Annotated in this window: 15 protein-coding genes and 1 pseudogene; 1 reads left to right on the top strand and 15 read right to left on the bottom strand. The window is 51.9% G+C overall.

What is annotated here, in order from left to right; translation table 11 throughout:
- Positions 1 to 27: 27 nt before the first annotated feature.
- The 11 genes and pseudogenes from narI to CBE73_RS02215 form a co-directional block, all read right to left on the bottom strand.
- Positions 28 to 726, bottom strand: a complete 699-nt coding sequence (narI, locus tag CBE73_RS02265) for a respiratory nitrate reductase subunit gamma (RefSeq protein WP_094092818.1) — start codon at positions 724 to 726, stop codon at positions 28 to 30.
- Positions 723 to 1,298: a nitrate reductase molybdenum cofactor assembly chaperone gene (gene narJ / locus CBE73_RS02260; RefSeq protein WP_229752565.1), complete on the bottom strand. Its 576-nt coding sequence runs from the start codon at positions 1,296 to 1,298 to the stop codon at positions 723 to 725. The genes narI and narJ overlap by 4 nt, the downstream gene beginning before the upstream one ends.
- Positions 1,291 to 2,898, bottom strand: coding sequence for a nitrate reductase subunit beta (gene narH / locus CBE73_RS02255; RefSeq protein WP_094092817.1), 1,608 nt, complete (start codon positions 2,896 to 2,898; stop codon positions 1,291 to 1,293). The genes narJ and narH overlap by 8 nt, the downstream gene beginning before the upstream one ends.
- The gene (locus tag CBE73_RS02250; protein WP_094092816.1) at positions 2,888 to 6,580 is read right to left on the bottom strand and encodes a nitrate reductase subunit alpha; all 3,693 of its coding nucleotides are present in this window, start codon (positions 6,578 to 6,580) and stop codon (positions 2,888 to 2,890) included. The genes narH and CBE73_RS02250 overlap by 11 nt, the downstream gene beginning before the upstream one ends.
- A gap of 179 nt (positions 6,581 to 6,759) precedes the next feature.
- Positions 6,760 to 7,479 (bottom strand): YwiC-like family protein, encoded by a 720-nt coding sequence (locus tag CBE73_RS02245; RefSeq protein WP_094092815.1) that lies wholly within the window; start codon positions 7,477 to 7,479, stop codon positions 6,760 to 6,762.
- 106 nt (positions 7,480 to 7,585) lie between these two features.
- A complete protein-coding gene (locus CBE73_RS02240; RefSeq protein WP_094092814.1) occupies positions 7,586 to 8,035 on the bottom strand; it encodes a V4R domain-containing protein in 450 nt (149 codons plus the stop codon).
- Between the two features lie 349 nt (positions 8,036 to 8,384).
- A pseudogene (locus tag CBE73_RS22315) lies at positions 8,385 to 8,585 on the bottom strand (IS256 family transposase); the annotation flags it as partial.
- 47 nt (positions 8,586 to 8,632) lie between these two features.
- On the bottom strand, positions 8,633 to 9,295 hold the full coding sequence (locus CBE73_RS02230; protein ID WP_094092813.1) for a GDSL-type esterase/lipase family protein: 663 nt from the start codon (positions 9,293 to 9,295) through the stop codon (positions 8,633 to 8,635).
- Between the two features lie 250 nt (positions 9,296 to 9,545).
- Positions 9,546 to 9,923: a DUF488 domain-containing protein gene (locus tag CBE73_RS02225; RefSeq protein ID WP_094092812.1), complete on the bottom strand. Its 378-nt coding sequence runs from the start codon at positions 9,921 to 9,923 to the stop codon at positions 9,546 to 9,548.
- A 118-nt stretch (positions 9,924 to 10,041) separates the two neighbouring features.
- Complete coding sequence (locus CBE73_RS02220) at positions 10,042 to 11,001, bottom strand: aldose epimerase family protein (protein WP_094092811.1); 960 nt, start codon at positions 10,999 to 11,001, stop codon at positions 10,042 to 10,044.
- A gap of 78 nt (positions 11,002 to 11,079) precedes the next feature.
- Complete coding sequence (locus tag CBE73_RS02215) at positions 11,080 to 14,433, bottom strand: DUF5107 domain-containing protein (protein WP_094092810.1); 3,354 nt, start codon at positions 14,431 to 14,433, stop codon at positions 11,080 to 11,082.
- A gap of 171 nt (positions 14,434 to 14,604) precedes the next feature.
- On the opposite strand from CBE73_RS02215, the gene CBE73_RS02210 reads away from it, so the two are divergent.
- The gene (locus tag CBE73_RS02210) at positions 14,605 to 15,495 is read left to right on the top strand and encodes an AraC family transcriptional regulator (RefSeq protein WP_229752566.1); all 891 of its coding nucleotides are present in this window, start codon (positions 14,605 to 14,607) and stop codon (positions 15,493 to 15,495) included.
- Between the two features lie 49 nt (positions 15,496 to 15,544).
- On the opposite strand, the gene CBE73_RS02205 is transcribed toward CBE73_RS02210, so the two are convergent.
- From CBE73_RS02205 to CBE73_RS02190, 4 genes are all read right to left on the bottom strand, one after another.
- Positions 15,545 to 17,656 (bottom strand): alpha-galactosidase, encoded by a 2,112-nt coding sequence (locus CBE73_RS02205; protein ID WP_094096082.1) that lies wholly within the window; start codon positions 17,654 to 17,656, stop codon positions 15,545 to 15,547.
- A 157-nt stretch (positions 17,657 to 17,813) separates the two neighbouring features.
- Positions 17,814 to 19,427: an ABC transporter substrate-binding protein gene (locus CBE73_RS02200; RefSeq protein WP_094092808.1), complete on the bottom strand. Its 1,614-nt coding sequence runs from the start codon at positions 19,425 to 19,427 to the stop codon at positions 17,814 to 17,816.
- Between the two features lie 146 nt (positions 19,428 to 19,573).
- Positions 19,574 to 21,394 carry a sensor histidine kinase gene (locus CBE73_RS02195; RefSeq protein WP_094092807.1) on the bottom strand — a complete coding sequence of 607 codons (1,821 nt, stop codon included), beginning with the start codon at positions 21,392 to 21,394 and terminating at the stop codon, positions 19,574 to 19,576.
- On the bottom strand, positions 21,372 to 22,958 hold the full coding sequence (locus CBE73_RS02190; RefSeq protein ID WP_094092806.1) for a response regulator transcription factor: 1,587 nt from the start codon (positions 22,956 to 22,958) through the stop codon (positions 21,372 to 21,374). The genes CBE73_RS02195 and CBE73_RS02190 overlap by 23 nt, the downstream gene beginning before the upstream one ends.
- Positions 22,959 to 22,982: the final 24 nt, after the last annotated feature.

Genomic DNA, 22,982 nt, shown 5'->3' with positions numbered 1-22,982 from the left:
TCTCCTATGGAAACCAGAAAAGAAGGCTCAGCCTTCTCTTCTGGTCGTTTTGTTTTTTCTATATAAAATATAACTTCTGCCCATATAATTCAAGGGCACACTCCACACATGCACCAATCTGCTGAACGGCCAGAAAGCCAAAATGCCAAAACCGAGCAGGGCATGCAGCTTAAAGGATAAAGGAACGTCCGTCATCAGCGAAGCATCCGGTCTGAGCATAAACAGCCCTCGGAACCAGACCGAGATCGTCTCCCTGTAATCGAATTCGGGCCGCACGGCATTGGTAACCAAAGTGGCGAACATGCCCATGCAGACGATGATCAGCAGCAGCGCGTTCACCGCCAGGTCGGAAGCCGAGCTTAAACGTCGCACATTCTTCATCGTAAAGCGCCGTGCCGTTAAAATGAGCATGCCGATCAGGGTCATCGCCCCAAAAATCCCGCCGATATAAACGGCGCCGATATGGTAAATATGATCATCCACGCCAAAAGCCCGCATCCAGGATTTAGGGATGCCGAGGCCCGATACGTGGCCAAAAAATACCGGAATGACGCCGAGATGGAACAGGAGGCTGCCGGCCATCAACCGTTTTTTCTCGATAAATTCGCTGGATTTGGCGGTCCAGTTAAACTGGTCCGTCCGGTAGCGGAAGATATGGCCGACAACAAAAATCGCCAGGCAAAGATAAGGGTAAATCACCCATAAAAATTGGTTCAGCATGGTCATGACCCGGCAACCCCCTGTTTGACGCACGCTTTAAGCGTTGCACGCAGCCCTTTTACCAGATGGGCATAAGGACTGTTTTTCTTCTCCAGCGCTTTGAGCAAATGGTAAGTGCCGTCTTCGAGAATCAGAATCGGCATTCGAAAATTTTCAGGCGTGCGCGGGTCCTTTCTCCATTCTGCCGCATAGAAAAACTCGCACATCAGCGGGAGGAAATCCGGAAGCTCCCCTTCCGGCATGACCAGTCCGTATAATTCGTACAGCATTTTGAGCTTGGCCAGCATCTGCCCCCGCTCTTTCGCATCCTCAAATTTAAAATAAGTCATATAGAGCGCACAATGTTTGTCAAAATCAAACGTCTCCGTATACAACTCCCGGATTTCTTCCATACTCAGGTTCTGCATCAAAGACCAATAAGTTCGAACCTCGGTGATGGCCGGGTGCTGCGCATCAAAAGCTTCCTCCAGCAAAACGGGATGAAAGTCCAGTTTCTCCGGGTACATCAGCTGGCGGGAGAAGAAGCCAAACGAGGTTTTATACGCCTGCAGCTTGAATACGTCAATTGCGTCAATCACGCCAGATCCCCCCGTAAAAATTCTCGCCGAATTCCTTGCCCGATTCCTCGGTTTTGACCGGAGCCGGCGGAACGGCGTTCATGGATTGAACCGCATTCATCGACTGAACCGCGCCGCAACCGCTGCAGCCCTGCCCCATGTCCATGCTGCCCATGACATGATTAAAGCCGGTGGAGCCTTGAGCCCGGTAAGGATTCATATGCTCCTCTTTATGCGAGGAAGGAATCACGAAGCGGTCCTCATATTTGGCAATAGCCAGCAGTCTGTACATCTCTTCCGTCTGAAGCGCCGTTAACCCCACCCGGTCAAGCCGGCTGTCGTCAAACTCCTGTCCGCTGGACTTGGCGCGCATATACGAGCGCATCATCGCCATCCGCTGCAGGGCTCCTTTGACCGTATCCGTATCACCGGCCGTCAGCAGGTTCGCCAAGTATTCGATCGGGGTCCGCATTTCATCGATCGCCGGGAAAATCAGATCCGGATGTTGGATCGAATCCTTGCCCTCAAAATAGTTCATGATCGGGCTAAGCGGCGGAACGTACCATACCATCGGAAGCGTACGGTATTCCGGATGAAGCGGGAAAGCGAGTTTATATTCAATCGCCAGCTTGTAAACCGGGGAGTTCTGAGCCGCTTCGATCCAGTCCTCGGAAAGGCCGTCCCGTCTAGCCTGGGCAATAATCTCGGGGTCGTACGGATCGAGGAACAAGCTGCATTGTTGCTTGTATAAATCTTGTTCATCCGGGGTTGACGCCGCTTCAAGCACACGGTCAGCATCATAGAGCAAAACGCCCAAATAACGGATGCGGCCCGTGCAGGTTTCCGAGCACACGGTCGGCAGACCCGCTTCCACACGCGGGAAGCAGAAGGTGCATTTTTCGGCTTTGTTGGTCTGCCAGTTGAAATAGACCTTCTTGTAAGGGCAGCCCGTCATGCAGTATCTCCAGCCCCGGCAAGCCTTCTGGTCCACCAGCACGATGCCGTCTTCATCCCGCTTATACATGGCGCCCGAAGGACAGGAAGCCACGCAGCTCGGATTCAGGCAATGCTCACACAGACGGGGCAGATACATCATAAACGACTGCTCAAAGTTGAATTTGATCTCTTCTTCGATCTTTTGGATATTCGGATCCTGCGGTCCGGTAACATGGGCTCCGGCCAGATCGTCCTCCCAGTTCGGGCCCCATTCCAGATTCATTTTGTCCCCGGTAACCGCGGAATGTGGTTTGGCTACCGGAGAGTGTTTTTGTTCCTTAGCTTGAGTCAAATGGTCATAATTATAGGTCCACGGCTCATAGTAATCTTTCATTTCAGGCATGTCGGGGTTATAAAAAATTTTGCCGAGCGCAACCTTAGAAAGCTTGTTTCCCGCTTTCAGCTCCAGTTTGCCTTTGCGCAGCTCCCAGCCGCCTTTGTACTGCTCCTGGTCCTCCCAGCGCTTCGGATAACCGATGCCCGGTTTGGTCTCCACATTGTTGAACCAGATGTATTCCGCCCCTTTGCGGTTTGTCCATGTAGTTTTGCAGGTAACGCTGCAGGTATGGCAGCCGATACATTTATCCAAATTCAGGACCATTGCGACTTGCGCTTTAATCTTCAAGCCAGTTAACCTCCTTCATTTTACGGACCGCCACATAAACATCACGCTGGTTGCCGATCGGCCCGTAATAGTTGAATCCATAGCTGAGCTGGGCATATCCGCCGACCATCTGGGTCGGCTTCAGGTGGATCCGTGTCGGGGCATTGTGGCTGCCGCCTCGCGTCTCCGAAATTTCCGAACCGGGTACGTTGATATGTTTATCCTGGGCATGGTACATAAACATCGTGCCTCGCGGCATCCGGTGGCTGACCACGGCTCTTGCGGTCACTACGCCGTTGCGGTTGTAAACTTCCACCCAATCGTTGTCGGCGAGATCGTGCTCCGCCGCGTCCTCATTGTTGATCCAGACCGTCGGTCCTCCCCGGAACAAGGTCAGCATGTGCTGGTTATCCTGATAAGTGGAGTGGATATTCCACTTTCCGTGTGGAGTCAGGTAGCGGAGCACCAGCGTATCCCGGCCGCCTTTGACCTCCTTGTCCCTCGGCCCGAAGACCAGCGGAGGAAGGGTTGGTTTATAAACCGGCAGCGATTCGCCGAATTGCAGGAAAATTTCGTGATCCAGGTAAAAATGCTGTCTGCCGGTCAAGGTGCGGAACGGTACCAGACGTTCGATATTCGTTGTAAACGGCGAATATCGGCGTCCCTGCTTGTTCGAACCGGTGAAGACCGGTGTCGGAATGACTTCCCGTGGCTGAGCTGTAATGCTCTGGAAGGTAATCTTCTCCGCGGCGCGGTCTGCGGAGATATCCTTCAGCGGAACGCCATGCTCCTTCTCGGCTTCCCCATAGGCCTTCTGCGAAACGCGGCCGTTCGTGGCCGATGACAAATGCAGCACCGCATCGGCCGCTTGTCTCGCGCTTTGAAGCTTCGGCAATCCGTCTTTGATCGAGTTGTCGTGATAGACGCCGTTCAGCTTCTTCATTTCCTCGTATTCATCCGCTACCGAGAAGCTGACGCCGTGGGCGCCGACTTTTCCGGTTGCCAGGTTAGGACCCAGCGAAACGTATTTATCGTGGATCTGGGTATAATCCCGTTCCACGATGCCGAAGTTCGGCATCGTTCTGCCGGGGACCGCCTCGATTTCCCCCTTGGTCCAATCCTTGATCAGCCCCATAGGCTGGGCAATTTCGCCGGCGGAATCATGACCGAGAGGCGACATGACCAAATCTTTATAGACGCCGGGCAGATGCTCTTTGGCCATCTCGGAGAACACTTCGGACAGCTGGCGGTAGATATCCCAGTCCGAGCGGGATTCCCACAGCGGATTAATTGCCGGATTAAACGGATGGACAAAAGGATGCATATCGGTCGAAGATAAATCCGTCTTCTCATACCAGGTGGCCGCCGGAAGCACGATGTCCGAATACAGCGGCGTCGCCGTCATCCGGAAATCGATGCTGACCAGGAGGTCAAGCTTGCCTTCGACATCCTCTCGCCACACGATTTCTTCCGGTTTTTGTTCCTCGTTCGGACGGGCCAGCAGAGCGTCGGAGGCCCCGAGCAGGTGTTTCATGAAATATTCCTGCCCTTTCGCCGAACTGGAGATCAGGTTCGACCGCCAGACGAACAACGAACGCGGGAAGTTCTCGGGTGCGCCCGGATCTTCCACCGCAAATTTAGTGTTACGGGATTTGATCTCTTCCACCGAATGGTGGATGATCTCTTCATGCGACTTTTTGCCCGCCCGGGCCGCTTCTTCCGCGAACAGCAGGCTGTTCTTGTTAAACTGCGGGTAGGAAGGCAGCCAGCCGAGACGGGCGGCCAGCACGTTGTAGTCCGCAGGATGCCGATAATGAACGTCGCCTGCGGTCGGAGATTTCAGCGAATGCGTATCGCTTTCTTCATATCTCCACTGGTCCGTTGCAAAATAGAAAAACGAAGTCGCGTTTTGCTGCCGCGCTGCCCCCTGCCAGTCCTTGGCAAAGGCGATCGCCGACCAGCCTTCGATCGGGCGGAGCTTCTCCTGTCCGACATAATGGGCCCAGCCTCCGCCGTTAACGCCTTGGCAGGCGGTCAGCATAACCAGGTTCAGGATGGAGCGGTAAATCGTGTCGCTGTTGAACCAGTGATTGATGCCGGCTCCCATAATAATCATCGAGCGTCCCCCGGTATCGAGAGCGTTCTGGGCAAATTCGCGGGCAATCTGCACAACCACAGACGCTTTAACGCCCGTAATTTTTTCCTGCCAGGCCGGGGTATAATGGACCGTTTCGTCCTCGTAATTTTTGGCGTGATAAGAATTTTCAACGTGATAAGAACTCTCGGTGCGGGCGACGCCGTATTGGCTCATCATAAGGTCGTACACGGTAGCCGCATAACGCTCCGAACCGTCGGCAAGACGGATTTTCATAGCCGGAATCATTCGTTTAAACGTCCCGTTCTTCGCGTTGTCGAAATACGGGAACACGATCTCCTCCCACTGCTCCCCATGGCCTTCTACGGAAAGCGCAGGTTCGACCTTCGTCCCGTCCTCCCTTTCAAGGATCAGGTTCCATTTCTTGCCCTGCTCCCATCTTTGGCCCAGCGTACCGTTCGGAACCATCAGCTCCCCGGCAGCTTCATCATAAATGACCGGCTTCCAATCAGAATTCGGCGAAGTTTCTCCAAGATCGCTGGCTCTCAGGAACCGGCCGCCCTTCCAGGCATCCTCATGAGAATCAAGCAGAATAAGAAACGGCATATCCGTGTATTGTTTGGCGTAATTCATAAACATCGGTTCCTTGCGAACCTGATAAAATTCATTCAAAATGACATGGGTCATTGCCTGAGCCAATGCGGCATCCGTGCCGGGATTCGGCGCAAGCCAGTTGTCGGCAAACTTCACGTTCTCCGCCAGGTCCGGGGCTACCGAAACCACCTTGGTTCCTTTGTAGCGGACCTCGGTCATGAAGTGGGCATCCGGCGTACGGGTAAGCGGAACATTCGAGCCCCACATGATCAGGTAACCGGCATTGTACCAGTCCGAAGACTCGGGCACGTCCGTCTGTTCACCCCAGATTTGCGGGGAGGCCGGCGGAAGATCTGCGTACCAGTCATAGAAGCTGAGCATTTGACCGCCCAGCAGAGAGATAAAACGGGCGCCCGACGCGTAGCTGATCATCGACATGGCTGGAATCGGAGTGAAACCGGCAATCCTGTCAGGCCCATACTTGCGGATGGTGTAAATCAGCTGCGCTGAAATCAGCTGCAGGGCATCCTCCCATTTGACCCGCACATGGCCGCCTTTGCCCCGCGCGGATTTATAATGCTGGGTTTTCTCCGGGTCCTCTACTATGCTGGCCCAGGCTTCTACCGGGTTGCTATGCTCGGCAAGGGCTGCTTCCCACAGCCGCCAAAGCTTGCCGCGCATATAAGGATATTTCACGCGCAGCGGGCTGTATTCGTACCAGGAGAAGCTAGCTCCCCGAGGGCAGCCCCGCGGTTCAAACTCGGGCATGTCGGGCCCGCAGGAAGGGTAATCGATCTGCTGGTTCTCCCAGGTGATAATGCCGTTCTTGACAAACACCTTCCAGCTGCAGGAGCCGGTACAGTTCACGCCATGCGTGGTCCGGACTACCTTGTCATGCGACCAGCGCTGCCGGTAGACGTTCTCCCACTCTCTGTTTTTCTCCTCAAGAATGGACCAGTTGCCGGAATAGCTTTCTATCGGTTTAAAAAAATTCAGACTTCTTTTTCTTTTCATTGAAATAGGACGCTCCTTTGCCTATATAAGTCATGTGATCTCCAAGAGCCGCGAGTAACCATAAACTTATTATGAAAGGAAGGCTTCGGCGTGCCCATCAGGGAATGTCCTATTGCTTGCAGGGAAATCCCTGTGTTTCAACGATAAAAAAACCATCCGAAGCACCGGATGGTTTTGGTTCAAGCGTATATAAACAAAATTGAAACATAGATGAGCGAGGCGAAACCAAATTCCGCCATGCCGGTTTGCTTAACCTTGAGCCCCAGCTTTGGAAACCAGGCTGCGCGCAGCAGCAGGATAACGGCAGGAAAGATCATATAAAGATTGACAGCTGCGGCAATCCCGATGTTTAAGAGATGATAGGTGATGGAGGCATAATAGAACCTGGGATTATTTTTCTCGCGAATGACGGTTTTGACGTATAAGACAGTTCCGATAAAATAGGCGGCCAACAACGCAAACCATTGCGCGGCTTCTACATAACTGCGGCTGCCTCCTTCGCCCACGTAGACCACCGGGAAAATGAAAGAGCAAAAGACAAGAACGGCCATGATATCGTTGAGCAGCGCACGTTCGTTTTTGGTTTTGGCGTAATAGATATTCGGGATGAAAAAAACGAGCAGCAGCACGCCATAGCCGATCAGCATGGGGTCAAATGCGATAAGAATAACCGTTAAAGGAAGCAGAATCACGCCGTACAGCAGCGCGGGGCCACGGTATCGGGCTTTATTTCCCGTCTTGATCCACTGCAGCACCGGAAAGCTGAACAAATAAATAACCAGCCACCAAAGAAACAGCGGAATATGAATGATTTTTCCTTCCGAGATCGCCAGCCCGGCCAAAAAGGGAAGGACAAGCATCGCCCAGGCTCCATGCTGCTTGGGAATGTACCTTGCCACAGGCACCCTCCTTATCTGTTAAACTAGTAATACGTCTATGTAATATTGTAAGCAAGCTTGCATAATCTGCCCATTAGGGAAAACCCTCGGCAGCTTAACCTCCGCGTCATTGCAGCCGCACCTCATATTCGCAGCGCTCGTCGCCGTGCACATTGCATTTCACTTCCCGCACGCTGACCGTCCGGTTCAGGATTTTCTTAAGCGCTCCTTCCATGATAGCGCCCTCCAGGTCGCACACCATCTTCTCTTCATCCACCGGCAGCCCTTTGCAAAAGCAGTCTTCAACAGCGACGCGAAGGCTCCGCTCGTTCTGGTCCACGATCATGGGCAGCCCGATTTTGAGGTCGCGGAACAGCTGAAACAATTCCTCGACCGTGTTTGCGGGCAAATTTTCTCCAATTTTACGTCCAACCGTCAGTGTTGTGCCTTTCCCGCCCATCGGGAGTCCCTGGTACATGCCGATCAGACGGATCGTGCGAAACAGCTCCAGCGGCACGGTGGCCCCAAGCTCGCTCCGGTTGATTTGTTTCATGTCTTCAAAAGTATAGTCCCGCATCTCAAACCTCTCCTTTTGTTTATCTGTAATCCAGCGTAACATGGCCTAAACCTCTCAATTGTGATTATAATCACAACTATCATGAACACTCAGAATGCCTACTAAAAGGATGCTGAGGCGATTCCTACTCAATAAGTTTTAGACAGAATCCAATAAATAAAGCAGCGGTGCATCAAGGCCACCTAGACCTTATCCTCCCTATAAACGCAGCTCAAGCCTCGACTAATATCGTCTAAAACTTAAAGCGGGCCCCTCAGTAATTGGAGCCCGCTTAGTGAACCTTTATTTGTCTGTCAAGATCTTTGTGTAAACTCTATTGAAGCCCCCCCCTCGGGGGGATTCGGCGTTTCTAATGTAAGTAGTTGCCGATTCGATCTGGAAAGAAGACCGAAAGTTGAAGCAGCATCTGGCCCCAATTTTGGACGCGACCTGTCCATTTCCGGGTCACATCCATCGTGGCCAGGTAGAGTTTTTTTAGCAGGGCTTCATCGATAGGGAAAATACTTTACCCCTTGGTTTCCTTACGCAGCTGCCGGTGGTAGCTTTCAATTGCCGTTTGCGCGGACTCATTGAGCGGCCTAATAATATCCTTACAGTCTAAAAATATTTTTGCATGTTATTCAAGACAACGGCATATCCATTCGGGAGCATGTGAATTCCATCGGTGGAATATTCCGCTTTCAAATTCCCCTCGGCATCTAACAGTCCCTCATTCACGTCAATGAAGTCATAACGGTGCTTGGAAGCAAAACTCTCAATGGCTTCATTTGCTTCCCTTATGGCTTCATTCGTCCGTCTCTGAAATACTTCTTCCATGGATGCCCTGGGTACGAATGGAAACTCTGCTTTTGCATTCACGGGATAATAAGCCATCACATACACCTGACAGTCAGGCAGCCTCTTCGCAATCTGGCTTAGTATTTCATCGTAGTTCGCAAGCAGACCCTCGAGCCGGTAATCTGGCGCACTAATATCGTTGGTTCCGATATTTATGAATATTTTGGTCGGTGCCAGCTCGAAGATACACACCTCCATCGACTCCAGCAGCTCCGCCGTCACATAGCCGGCGATCCCCCGATTATAAAAGCAGCCTTTGTACCCGAAGGCTTGCTGCAGCTCATGAATGGGGAAAAATTCCATCAATGAGGAGCCAACAAATACGGTTTGTCCTTTTTGAGCATATTGATTGAGGACCTTGTACTTTCTTACCTTTTCCATCTTCTCGTCATTTGCTTCCGGTTGAGCCTCCGATGATGCCATTTCTCATTCCTCCTTTGTCATTTTGAAAAGCTGCTAACATAAGAAAAATTTGAATAATGTTAATTCCGTCGCAACTTATGATACATTCGCCGGGATTGATCTTAAACCTCCTACCGGTTAGTTACTGAAGCATCACCGGCCTAGCACGTTATTTTCTCCCTCCATTAGTCGGCAAAATAAGCCGTCCATTGGACGGCTTATCAAACAAAGAGCCTGTTTCTTTCTCCGCAACCGCATGGCTGTCCAAGCCTTACTCCAGGCTTTTTAACCAGTCGCGCAGAACAAGGGCATGATTGTGCATCGGGTCTTTGGCGGCATAAATCAAGGTTACCTTCTGCTGGGCCGCCAAATCACGGATTTTCGCTGCCGCTGCTCTCGGAACAGCCTCCTGATCCAGCTCCAGCATGTAACGGTCCCTGAATTCCTCAAAACGTTCCGGTTCATGACCAAACCACTTCCGCAATCCGGGACTGGGCGCCACGTCTTTCATCCATTCCTGGATCATAGCTTGTTCTTTGGCAATGCCCCGCGGCCACAGTCGGTCTACCAATATTCGGCAGCCATCCGCAGCTCCATAAGGCTCATAGATGCGTTTTATGGTCAAATGATCTGCAGGAATACGGCTCATCTTTCCTTTTCCTCACTCAGGTTCATCTTCCTGTTCATCTCCCCCTCTATTCTTCCGTCATTATATCATTTGTTAAAAAATTGGCTGCACGAGCTTCCTTACGCTAGCCGCTCCCGTTTTAAATCCAGCTTACTTCCAGAAACCATTCGTATACACGGTCCGGTCCGACCTCTGCAGCCTGCCCGTGCTCCCGGGCATAACTCAGATCGTCCAGAAATCCGGTCGCGGGCTCCAGCGCCAGATGATATTGGCCCTCAAATCCCCCGTCATTGGCCCAAACCGATAAATAAGGCACCTTGTCTACCGGAAAAGCCAGCTCCAAGCCTTCCCCTTTCGCGGGATCGTAGATTCCCGCCCTGCCGCTCGGCAGAGGACCCGCGAAATAATATTTTTCAGCCGTTCCCTGCTCAGAGGTTCCTGTCCGGTCAAGCCGGATGTCCGGGCGATCCGCCAAAGGCTGCGGCCAGCTTCTCACCTCCCCGGTCCGGCCAAGCCGGTTGCCTGCGGAATAAGAGACCACGATCTCGTTCAGACCTTGCGGAACGCGGATTTCCATGCCCTCCTCCACTTGGAATAGCGGATGGGCCGCCCAAAGAAAGGACATGGGCGCAGCGCTTAAGTTCTTCACCGCATAACCGATCCGAAGCCGGTCAGGGGCAGGGAAAGAATACGTTTTACTGAGCAAATACGGAAGCCGGACGCCCCGGACTTCACAGTGCAGCTCTCGTCCTTCCGCATCGGCCTTTGCCTGCCAGGGAATGGACCAAACCTCCCCATGATCGGGCAGCTCCACCTCCGGCCATGGCGACCCGGAGTAACGGCAGGGGTTGATGGTCGGAAACATCTCATCCCAGCCGCTTCCGCTGCTTTCGGTGAATGGGCGGCCAAATCCGGGAACGTTATAATTCTCGGATTGAGTAAGCCATTCGCGTCCTGTCTCCAGGTTATAAAGGGAGATCATTTTGCTGCCGATGGAGGGAATAAGGGAGATCCGCATGGCCTCTGTTTCCCCTGTCCAAATCTCATGGTCCTGAAATTGAGTTTTGCTCCAGATCTGAGCCGGTTTATTCTGAGACATGTTCACACGATCTCCCCCCACTTATAGATTTAAAAATTTTTCATTTCGCTCGAAGACCCTTTACAAAACCTAGTCTATTTAAAGATCCCGCTCTCCGGCCAGCGCCAGATGAACGGCGGCCCCTTGATGATGAGGCTCCAGCTCAAGCGCCGTTTCAAATTGGCGTTTGGCGTCTGCCTGACGTCCGAGGCCCAAATAACCGAGCCCCATCATGTAATGGCAGTGGATGATGTTTTTCCGTTTCAAATCCTCGTCAAACACCAGAAAGTCCGGCAGCGATACAGCAAAATAGTCGATTTTCGGATCGTCGAACAAATGCTGTTCGCCATAGTCCACCAGCTTATTAAACCGGCTGCGCGCGGCAGCCTCATTGCCGAGCTTCCGCTGTCCGAGCCCTTGATAGAAAATCATGTGCGGCGGCTGGTCATTATAGAACATGGCGCTCGACGGCTCCTCCAGTCCTACGGATGCCGCTTCGAAGCTTGCCGCCGCCTGGTTCTGCTGGCCGAGCTGTTTATAGGCGCAGCCCAGATAATAGTCGATGTTATTTTCCTGCGCACCTTCCAGCTTGCCTTCGTTGATATTCAGCGGATATTGTTTGGCCGCAAGCAGTTCGCTGATAGCCTGATCCGCCTTCTGCTCCCGGAGCAGCCGCTTGGCCCGCTCGACCCGGGCAAACACGTATTGGGCCGGCACCTTGCCTTCTCCGCCTTCCCAAGGATGGAAATGCCGCTTCAGAATCAGCCCGAGGGCCTGGTCATAATGCCCCAAGGTATTATGAAGCGTGATGTACTCCAGATATAAGTCGTCTCGCTGAATCACCAGCTCCCTGTGCTGCTCCAGCAGCTCCAGCCGTTTGTCCGGCAGACTGCCCAATTTCTTATGCAGCTGATCGAGTTCATACAGCACGCGGGCATCCGCCGGGTTCAGCTCAAAGGCCCGGGTCAGCACACGCAAAGCCGGCTCCGGCCGATGCTCTTTATTATAATAAGCCAGCGCCAGATTACGGTAAGGCGTGGCAAAGCGGTCATTCAGCTTGACGGACGCCTCCCAGCAGCGGGCGGCCTCCTCATGCCGCTTCTTGTCATACAGCAAATTGCCCAAATAGTAGCAGGCATGTGCATCCTCAGGGGAATGCAGGGTAACATGGCGCAGCAGCACGTAATCATGAAGCGTATTCGGGAAGCAATACGCCGGATCGGCTTGTGCGGCCAGCTTATAATACCTTGCACTCTCTGAAGCCTTCCCTGCCTCTTCACTGTAGAAAGCCATGTAGTACAGAAGCAGCGGTGAACCCGGATTTCCGTTCTCCAGTCCCGGATACAAACCCAGCACACGCAAAGCTTCTTCGTATTGACCGGCATCCGCGTAATCCTGGGCCAGATGGATGAAGTTCGCAGGATCGTCACGCAGCAGCCCCAGCAGATCGCTGAGCGCAGCCGTTTCTGCGGCCGAGTCTCCCCGCTCCGCGGCTATACGAACACGCTCGTAACGCGAACCGAACTCAATCGGGTCCATCTCTATCGTCTCAAGCACCAACTGCTCGGCTTGCTGTGCTTGACCGAGCTTGCGAAGCAGCAGCGTCTTCAGATGCCGTGCTTTGAAGCTGCGGTACTGCACATTCAGCGAACGGTCGATCAGCTCGAGCGCTTCTGTCTCATTTCCTTGCTCGGCGGCAATCTGGGCCAGGTGGAAGTACCCGGCGGCCTGCCAAACCGCAGACCAGACCGATTTATAAAAAGCGCTGAAGGCTTCGTCCAGCCGCCCCTGCCATTTCAGGCTTTTGCCCAGGTTAAAGAAGGGTTCGCTGTCATAAGGCCGTGCGTTATGCCGCGTCAGCGTCTCCGCCGCTTTGCGGAAATACGTTTCGCTTTCCTCGAACAGTCCGCGGCGAAGCAACAGCAATCCATAAGCGTTGTTCAGCCGGATATCACCCGGATCCCGTTTCAGTCCCTCCAGATAATAAGGGTCCGGCTCATAAGTCGCATGTCTGTACTGCTCCAGATGCTGTCCGGCCAAATACAAGGCTTCCGTATTCGCCAGCTCTTCCGGCTCTCCGATCGCTTTCGCCGGTTCAGGCAGCGGCTCGATCGACTTCGGCAGAGGCTGGAAGGCAACCAGCTCACGGCCGCCCTGCTCGTAAACCGTTACTTTCAGATCTTCTTCCAGCTCACCCTCAGCAAGCTCCAATTCGGCTTTATACGTTTGAGTCGGAGACAAGGTCAAGCTTTGATCCACATAGGTCTTCAGACGCCCTTGCACAACGACCCGCGCCTGCTCAAACAAGGAGGTCGCATACGCCTTAACCATCGCTTTTCCCTCATGGACCTCGAGGTTTACCGCAGCTTCCAGGGAGGCGTTCTTAACCATCCCGATCTGCTTGTAGGGCATAAAATATTGCTTGAAGCTTTTCTCTTCATAAGGATGCAGCCAGGTAAAATCGGGCTGATTGTCCGTATAAACCCCGGTCATCAGCTCGATGTAAGGACCGTCTTCGTCCGTCAAGTTCCGGTCCCAGGCCTGGCCGAACTCACCGTTGCCCCAGGTCCACTGCTTTTTGCCCGGAGATACGTGTTTGTTGGCAAAATGGAGAATCCCGGCCTGAACGCCATGATCATAACCGCCGACAAAGTTGAAATCGGAATGATAAGCCATGTAGGAGGTCGGCACCGGGATGTTGCTGTATTTGGAAATGTCGACCCCGGCGGAATAATCCATCTTGTAATAGGTGCCCGTGGCAATCGGGAATTTGGAGACGTCGCGTTTGCCATGGTCGAATACGGCATGGACATCCGGCGGAAATACGGACTGGGTATGGTCATTGACGGCTACCGCCGGATTGGCCCACCACAGGAACGTTTGCGGCTCTGCCGTCCGGTTGTACAGCTGGGCATGAATTTCCAGATAAGCCTTGCCGGGGTACAGCGTAAAGCCGGTGGTCACTTTGGTTCCGTACATCTTGTCCGTTTCACCGACCCAGACGGTTTTGCTGCCGTCCTGATTCTCCTCGGTCCGGTATTCTACCGGGCCAAACGTGTTTGGCCGGTGATGCTGTGGCCAGTTGAATTCGATCCCGCCAGAGATCCACGGTCCGGCCAATCCGACCAGCGCCGGTTTAATGACCTGGTTGTAATAGACAAAGTCATAATTATTGGTTTTATCGAGAGCTCGGTAGATCCGGCCGCCGATTTGCGGCATGATTTGAATCTGTACGAATTCATTCTCCAGGAATACGACCCGGTAGGACTTCATCACTTTCTCGTCTTCAATCTTGTCGATGACCGGATGCGGATACACGCGGCCTGAGCTGCCTTGATACACCCGTTTCTCAAGGAACATCGGATTTTTATCCGGGCGGCCGGTTTCATAAGTCGGAATTTCAACGTCTTCCTCCCAAACCTTGACGGCGGGCTGCAAAGAGATGCTGGACATGGTTCATATTCATCCTTTCTGTCAAGAAATCGCTTTCTTATAAGGCTATGTTACCTCGCCCCCGCTTCCGTATTCCATTGACAATCTCATGGTCTTGATGGATTATATGATGATTTTTTCCTGTTTTCTATTGACACTAAATCACGAAATGATCATAGTTGAATTATGGATATGATAAGAAAAATAGACGGATTCACGTCGCAGAAGCTGATTGTATTACCGGACGATATACTGAATAAGGTCTCCAAGCATCCGCTTGTTGCTCCTCTATATGTGACGGACACCGGCTATTTCCCGGAAGCCAAATATCATTACCGGGAACGGCCGGACGGAATCGGGGCTTACATTCTCATTTATTGTGCGGGGGGCGAAGGATGGATTCAGATTCAGGATGGAAGAAAGCATGAGCTGCGCAAAGGTTTTGCCGCCGTCATTCCTGCCGGCGCCGGGCATCAGTATGCCTCTTCCGAAGACCATCCCTGGAGTATCTACTGGTGGCATATGAAAGGAGAACAAGCCGAGGTTTTCTTTGAAGACTTTGACAAACAGTCAGAACCCCTCTTATTAGGCGCCCAGCAGAACACCAATGTCGTGCGGTTATTTGAAGAAGGATACGAGATCCTGCAGAAAGGGTATTCGTTGAACCACATGATTTATGTGTCCCAGCTCGCCTCTTATCTTGCGGTTATGCTGAGACTTCCGCAGCTGCTGTCTTCCGATTCCAATCGGCAGCCCGGAAATAAAGGGAATATGGACGGAACGATCCGCTACATGTCCGAACATCTGGAAGGACAATTAACGTTGGCTGAACTGGCGTCGCAGGCCAATCTGTCGGTGCCTCATCTGACACACCGCTTCAAGCAGGCCACCGGTTATTCGCCGGTCGATTATTATTTAAGGCTTAAAATCCAGCGTGCCTGCCAAATGCTGGATTTGACCGACCAGAGCATTAAAGAAATCAGCCACAGGCTGGGTTTTCAGGACCCTTATTACTTCTCCAGACTGTTCAAAAAAATCATGGGGAAACCTCCGACCGAATACCGGGAAACCCGGAAAGGGTAGTCGGAGGTTTTCTCCATGTTCACTATTCGCTATTCACTATTCAATCCGGTTAAATACTCTCGCGAATCCGGTACATCAAGCTGTCGAAATCCCCGCGAAGCGGAAGTTCAATGCCGATGTTCATCAGTGCGCGGCCGCTCCAGAGGCCGCTTAACCCTTCGATGGCATAGGTCTTCTCCGGCTTAAGACTCTTTAATCTCAGCCTTGGCAGCGGTTCCCCCAGCTTCTGCGAGTGCAGGAAGGCAAACAAGACATGGTCGCTGCCGTCTCCGCCCGCATATTGAATGGCGGTCACGCCTTTATCCTCCAGAGAAGACAAACGATATTGATCGCCAAACTGCACGAGATGGCGGATTTGTTTGTACTGCTCCACATAGGAGGCTGTTTCGGCAATCTGCTCATCGCTCCATCCATTTAGATTGGAGCCGATGCCGAGCGTTCCCGTCATGGCGCTGTGGAAACGGTATTTGAGCGATACCCGGCGTTTGTTCATGCCGGTCGGCGATTCCGTCACCCAGCAGGTCATCATGCGCGGCGCATAAGTGTAAGAGAAGCCTTTCTGGATGCTCAGGCGGTCGAACGGATCGGTATTATCGCTCGGCCAGGATTGGTCGGCATAACGGAAAATGCCTAGATCAATACGTGAGCCGCCGCCGGCGCAGGTTTCGAATTCGACCTGCGGGAATCTGCGGCGCAGCTCGTCCCAGATCTCGTAAAGGGTGAGCGCATGGCGGACCCAGATTTCTTTTTGCCGGTTCAAAGGATGGTCCTTCATGCCGGGTTCGGAGATGGTTCGGTTCATGTCCCACTTGATGAACTTAATCTCGTGCTCCTCCAGCAGCTCGGTCATGAACTGCAAAATATAAGCCTTCACTTCCGGTTTGGAAATGTTCAGGAGCAGCTGATTGCGGAGCTCGGTCCGCTCGCGGGTTTCAAAATGGTACACCCAATCAGGGTGAGCACGGTACAGATCGCTGTCCGGATTAACGGATTCCGGCTCGACCCAAAGGCCAAACTCCATGCCAAGCTCATGAACCCGGCCGATCAGCTGATTCAAGCCATTCGGGAATTTCTCCTTGTTCACTTGCCAGTCCCCCAGACCGGCACGGTCATGGTTACGGGCCCCGAACCAGCCGTCATCGACGACAAACAGCTCGACTCCGGCTTTGGCCGCCCGCTCGGCAAGGGCCATCTGATCTTTGACGTTCACGTCGAAATAAGTCGCTTCCCAGGAATTGTAGAGCACCTTTCTTGTCTCGCTTCGTGGGAGGACGTAGTCATATTGATACCGGTGAAGCTGCCGGCTCATGCCGCCAAATCCGCCCGGGCTGTAACCACCGACAAACACAGGGGTCTGGAATGACTCTCCTCCTCCCAGCACCCACTCGTTGTCAAAATCATTAATGCCGCCCGTCACGCGGACATGATTAAAAGCCGTCTTCTCTGCCGTGATCTTCCAGTTGCCGCTCCAGGCCAGAGCGCCGAACCAAACCTGGCCCGCATCTTCCGTTGCTTTGCCATCATCAACAGCAAACCAAGGATTGGCATGGCTGTCCGTGAAACCTCTACGGGACTCAATCACCTTTTTACCTTCGGTCAGGAAGGTGCTGCGAAGCTGGAATTCCCCGGACCATTTCCCCGTTACATGGGTCATCCGCGTCTCCGGCAAATAAGGCAGGCTCCAGGCTGCGGATTGCATATTTTCCAGAATGATCTCCTGCTGTCCCGTATTCCGAATAACAGTATGACGCTCAATCAGGCCATGCTCGGGGATAACCCGATAAACAAGAACCGTCTCCAGCGGATAAACCTTGTCCTTCAAAGAAATCGTTAACGTCTCCTTGCCGTCCTGCTTGGAGACCGTATGGCCCGCGTAATCTACGTCCAAATCCCGGACGCCGTCAGGCATGCGCACCTTCAGAGATGGCTCTGTATAGCTGACCCCGCCCCAGAAGCTGTATTCTTCCGCTTCCCGGTCCAGCTCGGCATCAAAGGAGCTGTGCGAGGAAGCACGAAGCAGCGGAGCCGCGTCTTCAATAGATACCTGCGGCCCCCAATACAGATGCTGCAGTTTGCCTTTATCATTAACCCCGAAGAGGTAAGAGCAGTGCTGCGTATGGATTGCAAAAATGCGGAGTTTCTCATCAAAATGAATGGCCAACTTCAATCAATCCTTCCCTCGTTAAGTAGCTGCTGCCGAATAAAAAGGGAGACGAAAGACAGACGTCTTCTTCTCCCTTTCCTGACTCAATGCCTTTGCAAAAGTACGATAAGTTGCTTAGAAGTTTAGCTGCTTAGAAATTCACATATTTGGCCGCTTAGCTGTTCCACAGCTCTTGACGTTTTTTATAGTTATCGGTATAGATCTTCTCCAGCTTCGGCAGACCGGCTGCATCCACTTCTTTGATCATTTGGTTGTACAAATCCGTTACTTGATCCGTAGAAGGAGCCAGCGCCATCTTCAGGAAATATTTATTGATCGTGTCATTGACTTTAGTCTCCATGATTGCTTCAGGTGTACCGCCGTCAGGTCCCAGGCTGTCATATGGTGCTGTATCGAAAGAAGTGTCGGCCAGGTTCTTGATCGCCAGATCCGTTACCGGATCCGAGGAATAACGGCCGATCAGGTCATACGGTGTGCCATCCGAGCCCGGGCCATTCTTGACCATCCAAGTCCATTTGCGGATACCGGTTGTGCGGGAAGCTTCATCCCAATTCTTCTTGAAGGCATCAAGCGTCTCTTGGCGCGGTACGTGTTTGCCGTCCTTCATGTCCCAGTCCTTGCCTTCAATGCCCCACATCAGCAAGTATTGTCCTTCTTCACTGGCAAGGAAATCAAGCAGCTTGATCGTTCTGACCGGATCTTTGTTGGTTTTGGTAATTGCGATGCCGTCCCAGCCGAGGGAGCTCTTAGGGCCATAAGTCGTTTGATCTGGACCGATGCCGGGAGCAAGCACCTTGTATTGGTAGAATTGATGGTCGTCCTGCTGGGCCGGGTCGGTGACTGTGGCTCTGAGCGCCGTATTGGCATTGCCGACATTCCAGAGCGCTTCGGCAGTCGCGAATACGTTGCCTGTGGACAGCTTTTGCTCATACTGCTTGGTTTTCAAGGTCGCCCATTCCTTGTCGAGCAATCCTTTTTGGTACAGCGAATTCAAATATTTCACCATTTCCAGATATTTCGGATCACGAATGTCTTTCTTCAGCTCGCCGTTCTCTTCGTAGTAAGGCATGATGCCGAACATCCCTTTAAATGTGCCTGTTACACTGCCGATGTTCTCGCCGTTCAGCGTCATCGGGATGCTTTCTTTACCGTCGATGGTCGGGTATTTCTCTTTGAACTTAACCAGCAGATCTTCAAATTCCTGCGCTGTGAAAGGTTCGCCGTTGTTAACCTTATCACCGACGCCGAGCTCTTTCATAAGATCCATGCGCATCATGAATCCGAACACCGGATATTGCTCCAGTCCATACCAGTTAGCGAAATAGTAGTTCTTGCCGTCTTCGCTTCGGGTTTTCTTCAGCGTATCTCCGTACATTTCTTTAATATGCGGCGCATATTTATCAATCAGGTCATTCAGCGGAATAATCGCGCCGGAAGAAATATATTTATTCATGATATCGCTTCCACGATCCAGCATCACGACATCCGGCAAATCATTACTTGCCAGCATCAAATTCAATTTCTCCGCCGGGTTGCCGGTAGGCTGCTGTACTTCAATCGTCACTCCCGTCTTCTCTGTAATCGCTTTCGCAACAGGGTTGTTAAAAGCATCTCCCGTGTTTTTGTCAAACCAGGTCAATGTAATCGGCCCTGTGTCTGTCTCTGCGTTTGCGCCGGAAGCGCCGGAGGATGCACCCTTGTCGCTTCCACATGCCGTAAGCGCTACCAAGAGTGAAGCTGCGGCTGCGATTGCCAATATCTTTTTCATCTTAAAACCCCTTTCTTCTGATCGTGAATGCTGTGAGCTGTGAACGTTGAACACAAGTCCATTGTAAAAATGCCCGAACCAATAATCCATACCGCAATCTTACAATCCATGATGGAAAACGTCTTTCATCCTGTAGACCTGATTATTCACCGCTCCACGGTCGGATCAAGCGGAATCCGGATGGTCACGGCTGTTCCAATGCCCGGTCTGCTGTACATGTGCACGCCGTAACGTTCCCCGTAGGTCAGCTTGATCCGGTCATCCACGTTCTTGATGCCATAACCGGACAAATTATCCGTTTTGCTCAACGCCCGTTCCAGCTGTTCAGCCGTCATTCCGATCCCGTCGTCAATGACCCTTAGCAGAATATCCTCGCCCTCCTGCTGAAGTTTGACGATGATGTTAATCCCGCTCTCATCCCAAATAGCATGATTGATGCAATTTTCGATAAAAGGCTGCAGAATCAGCTTGATCGTCGTTCTCCCAAACAGCGATTCATCCAAATCGTAATGCATGTGCAGCTTGTCGGGGAACCGGATAGCCTGAATGGCCACATAGTTGCGGATCAGGTTGATTTCCTGTTCGATCAGAATAATCCGTTTGCCTTTATTCAGAGATACCCGGTAATATTTGGCCAAATAATTGACCATTTGATAGACCGGCATCGCCCCTTCTTTAACAGCCAATGAGGAGATAGATGATAACGTATTATAGAGAAAATGAGGATTAATTTGCGCTTGCAGCGTGTTCAGCTCCGATTCTTTCATTGCCAGTTCCTTCTCATACACATCATGAATCAGGGACTGGATCTGCGTCGCCATTTTATTGAACGCAAAGGACAATTGGCCGATTTCATCATGGCCCATCGGTTTGATGGACAGCCTGAAATCCCCCCGTTCCACCTTGCGGATCTGGGACAGCAATATTTCGATCCGTTTGGTGATCACCTTGCTCGTGACAAAGATCAGCAGGGTTGCGGCAGCAATAGCAATCGCTGAAATCCAGATAATATGGGTGGTTGCCTTGTTGGTGTCCGAAAGCAATTCGTTATAAGGGATTGTGATGACGATTTTCCAGCCGTTACTTAGCGTCTTATAAGTGAAAAATTGCTTTTCCCCATGAATGACCGCATCAAATTCCCCGTCTTTATTTGCCAGCTGGTCCTCTATCGGATAGATGTTAAACAGCTGTCTGGAGGTTATGGTTTGGTCTCCCGTACTGATCAGTCCGCCGTTCTCATCTATGATGTAGACGCTTTTATTGTTGTTCTCCTTCTCAATCAGTGAATACAGCTCGCTGCTGTTGATGTCCATGGTCAAGATGCCGTACGGATGCTTCAAACTGAAATAACTAAGCGATCTTGCCAATGTGATATGCGCATCGTCCGCTTTGTAATCGCTGGAATGCGTATAAACCGTTCCTCCGGCCGCATCAAGCGCTCTTTGCCGAATCGGTTCCGGAAGCTCTTCCATATGTTTGACGTATTGTTCGTCTGTATAAAGGGTTTCGTTGTTGGAATAAATCGTAATGCCCTGCAAATTTGAATTCAGAATCATCAGCGACGGCAGCACTCGGTTGATATATTCAAAGGCGTCCAGATAATAAAAGGCCTCCTCGTAATTGGAAGACAAATAGTTGCGGAGCTGGGCGTCCATATACAAACTGGTAGACAACTGCTTGTAATATTCCAACCGGTTCTCCACGTTGGTATCAATCTGTTCGAGCGTGCTGTCAAGGCTCGTGTAAGTCTGCTGGGTGATTGTATCTCTTGTTGAGGAATAAGAGTAAACAATCAGCAGAGAGAAAGGCAGGATCAGCACAATCAGAAAAATAAAGAAAAACTTGTTTCGAAGGGGCAGGTTCGCAAACGCCCCTTTCTGCAGCAGCGAGAAACGTCGTCTTCGGGCGCCGGGATGTCCTTTCACGGGCTTATCCTTCACTGGTTTATAGACTCTTTCGGTATTCATTCGGCGTAACTCCCTGGTTCTTTAGGAATAAGGAAATAAAATACGAAGTGCTTTCATAACCGACCCTCTGCGCTATATCCTGAACCTTCAGGGAACCGTCCGCCAGCAGCAGCTTGGCTTTATCCAGCCGGATCTTCGTCAAATAATCATGAATGGTCATCCCTGTCTTCTCTTTAAAGATCGACCTCAAATAATTCGGAGACAGATAGACCTGATCAGATAAACTATTGATGGTAATGGGCTCGTGATAGGTTTGATCAATCAGGCTGCAAACCTGGTGAACCAGCTTGGCATTTTTATCCATAAACCGTTCACCGAGCCGCTCCATCGTCTCTTCGGCTGTCTTAAGAACGATGGACTCAATCTGCTGAATCGTCCGGCAGTTGTAGATGGAATAATACATTTCGCCTCTCTCATACCCGCCGGCCGATTGATGCAGAATTTCCTCTTCCAGTCGGCCAATGAGCTGCAGAGCCCAATCGCACACCGCTTTGCGGCCTGCACGCAGCCGGATCAACCCTGCCGTATATTCATGGACAAGCTCGCGGGCTTTCTCGGCGTCCAGCTGGTTGACCGCCTCTAGCCAGCGCTCGGACGGAAACGGCGGCATTAATTCATCGTGGAACGGTGTGCGATTCTCCGACTGCGAAATCACTTTACCTTCTCCCACGTAGAATTGATCGGCCAGAATTTGCTTGCTCTGTTCATAGAGTTCCGCCAGATCAGACAGCCCGGCGGCCTTCTCGTTAACAGCAATGGTAACCGGAAAATCGGCATTTTCCTGCAGAAAAGACGACCAGCGCTCAGCGATCCGGAAGACGGCAGAATGTCCAGCCTTCAGCGAAGTTCCCGTACCCGTTTCAGTTGCCGTTTCCGAGCTGCAGTCCAGAAAAATCCCCACTTCACTGTCGCGAATCACGACGGTCATACCAGCCAGCTTCTCTCCTGCCAGGAAACGTTCCGCCAAGGAGGTGAAGGCTTTGACCGCCTCTTCCATAACGGTTCCATCCCCCTGGGCTCCCGGATGGATGTCGCACAGCAGCAAGCAGTAAGTTCCGGCCTCCTGCCTGCGAGCCAGCTTGCAGAAGCTCGATTTCAGGTTATCTATTCTATCCGTGCTGCGCTCAAACAGCAGTTCTTTGAAGATATTGGCTTTGGCTGCCTGGATAGAGCGGTTCTTGAGACGGACCTCCTCGCATTGCTGCTTCACCCTCTCCATAACCGCCACGATTTCAGTCAAGTCGAGCGGTTTCAGCAAATAACCTACAGCGCCTACGTTAAGTGCCGATTTGACATAAGTAAATTCATCATGGCCGGTCAGAAATACAAGCTGCATCCAGTCGTACCTTTCACGGACCAGCTTGGCCAGATCAATCCCGTTCATGATGGGCATTTGCACATCCGTCAAGACGATGTCAGGCTGCATCACCTCAATCTTCTCCAAAGCATCCTTGCCGTTGATGGCCGTCCCGGCCACATAAATCCCCATTTCTTCCCAACGTATATAATCCCGCATCATTTCAAGCTCAAGCGTCTCGTCATCGACCAGAAATATGCTGTACATAGCTGTCCCTCCCCCGCTTCGTCG

Source organism: Paenibacillus physcomitrellae, assembly GCF_002240225.1.
GTDB classification, from domain to species: domain Bacteria; phylum Bacillota; class Bacilli; order Paenibacillales; family Paenibacillaceae; genus Fontibacillus; species Fontibacillus physcomitrellae.
Note: the sequence above shows the minus strand (reverse complement) of the source record. Positions and strands in the feature narration are given on the sequence as shown.

What these genes read in the sequence shown, in the direction of transcription:
- CBE73_RS02200 (WP_094092808.1), bottom strand. Translation starts at nt 19,427, where the DNA reads ATGAAAAAGATATTGGCAATCGCAGCCGCAGCTTCACTCTTGGTAGCG.
- narI (WP_094092818.1), bottom strand. Translation starts at nt 726, where the DNA reads ATGACCATGCTGAACCAATTTTTATGGGTGATTTACCCTTATCTTTGC.
- CBE73_RS02220 (WP_094092811.1), bottom strand. Translation starts at nt 11,001, where the DNA reads ATGTCTCAGAATAAACCGGCTCAGATCTGGAGCAAAACTCAATTTCAG.
- CBE73_RS02195 (WP_094092807.1), bottom strand. Translation starts at nt 21,394, where the DNA reads ATGAATACCGAAAGAGTCTATAAACCAGTGAAGGATAAGCCCGTGAAA.
- CBE73_RS02230 (WP_094092813.1), bottom strand. Translation starts at nt 9,295, where the DNA reads ATGGCATCATCGGAGGCTCAACCGGAAGCAAATGACGAGAAGATGGAA.
- CBE73_RS02210 (WP_229752566.1), top strand. Translation starts at nt 14,605, where the DNA reads ATGATAAGAAAAATAGACGGATTCACGTCGCAGAAGCTGATTGTATTA.
- CBE73_RS02250 (WP_094092816.1), bottom strand. Translation starts at nt 6,580, where the DNA reads ATGAAAAGAAAAAGAAGTCTGAATTTTTTTAAACCGATAGAAAGCTAT.
- CBE73_RS02190 (WP_094092806.1), bottom strand. Translation starts at nt 22,958, where the DNA reads ATGTACAGCATATTTCTGGTCGATGACGAGACGCTTGAGCTTGAAATG.
- CBE73_RS02240 (WP_094092814.1), bottom strand. Translation starts at nt 8,035, where the DNA reads ATGCGGGACTATACTTTTGAAGACATGAAACAAATCAACCGGAGCGAG.
- CBE73_RS02215 (WP_094092810.1), bottom strand. Translation starts at nt 14,433, where the DNA reads ATGTCCAGCATCTCTTTGCAGCCCGCCGTCAAGGTTTGGGAGGAAGAC.
- CBE73_RS02225 (WP_094092812.1), bottom strand. Translation starts at nt 9,923, where the DNA reads ATGAGCCGTATTCCTGCAGATCATTTGACCATAAAACGCATCTATGAG.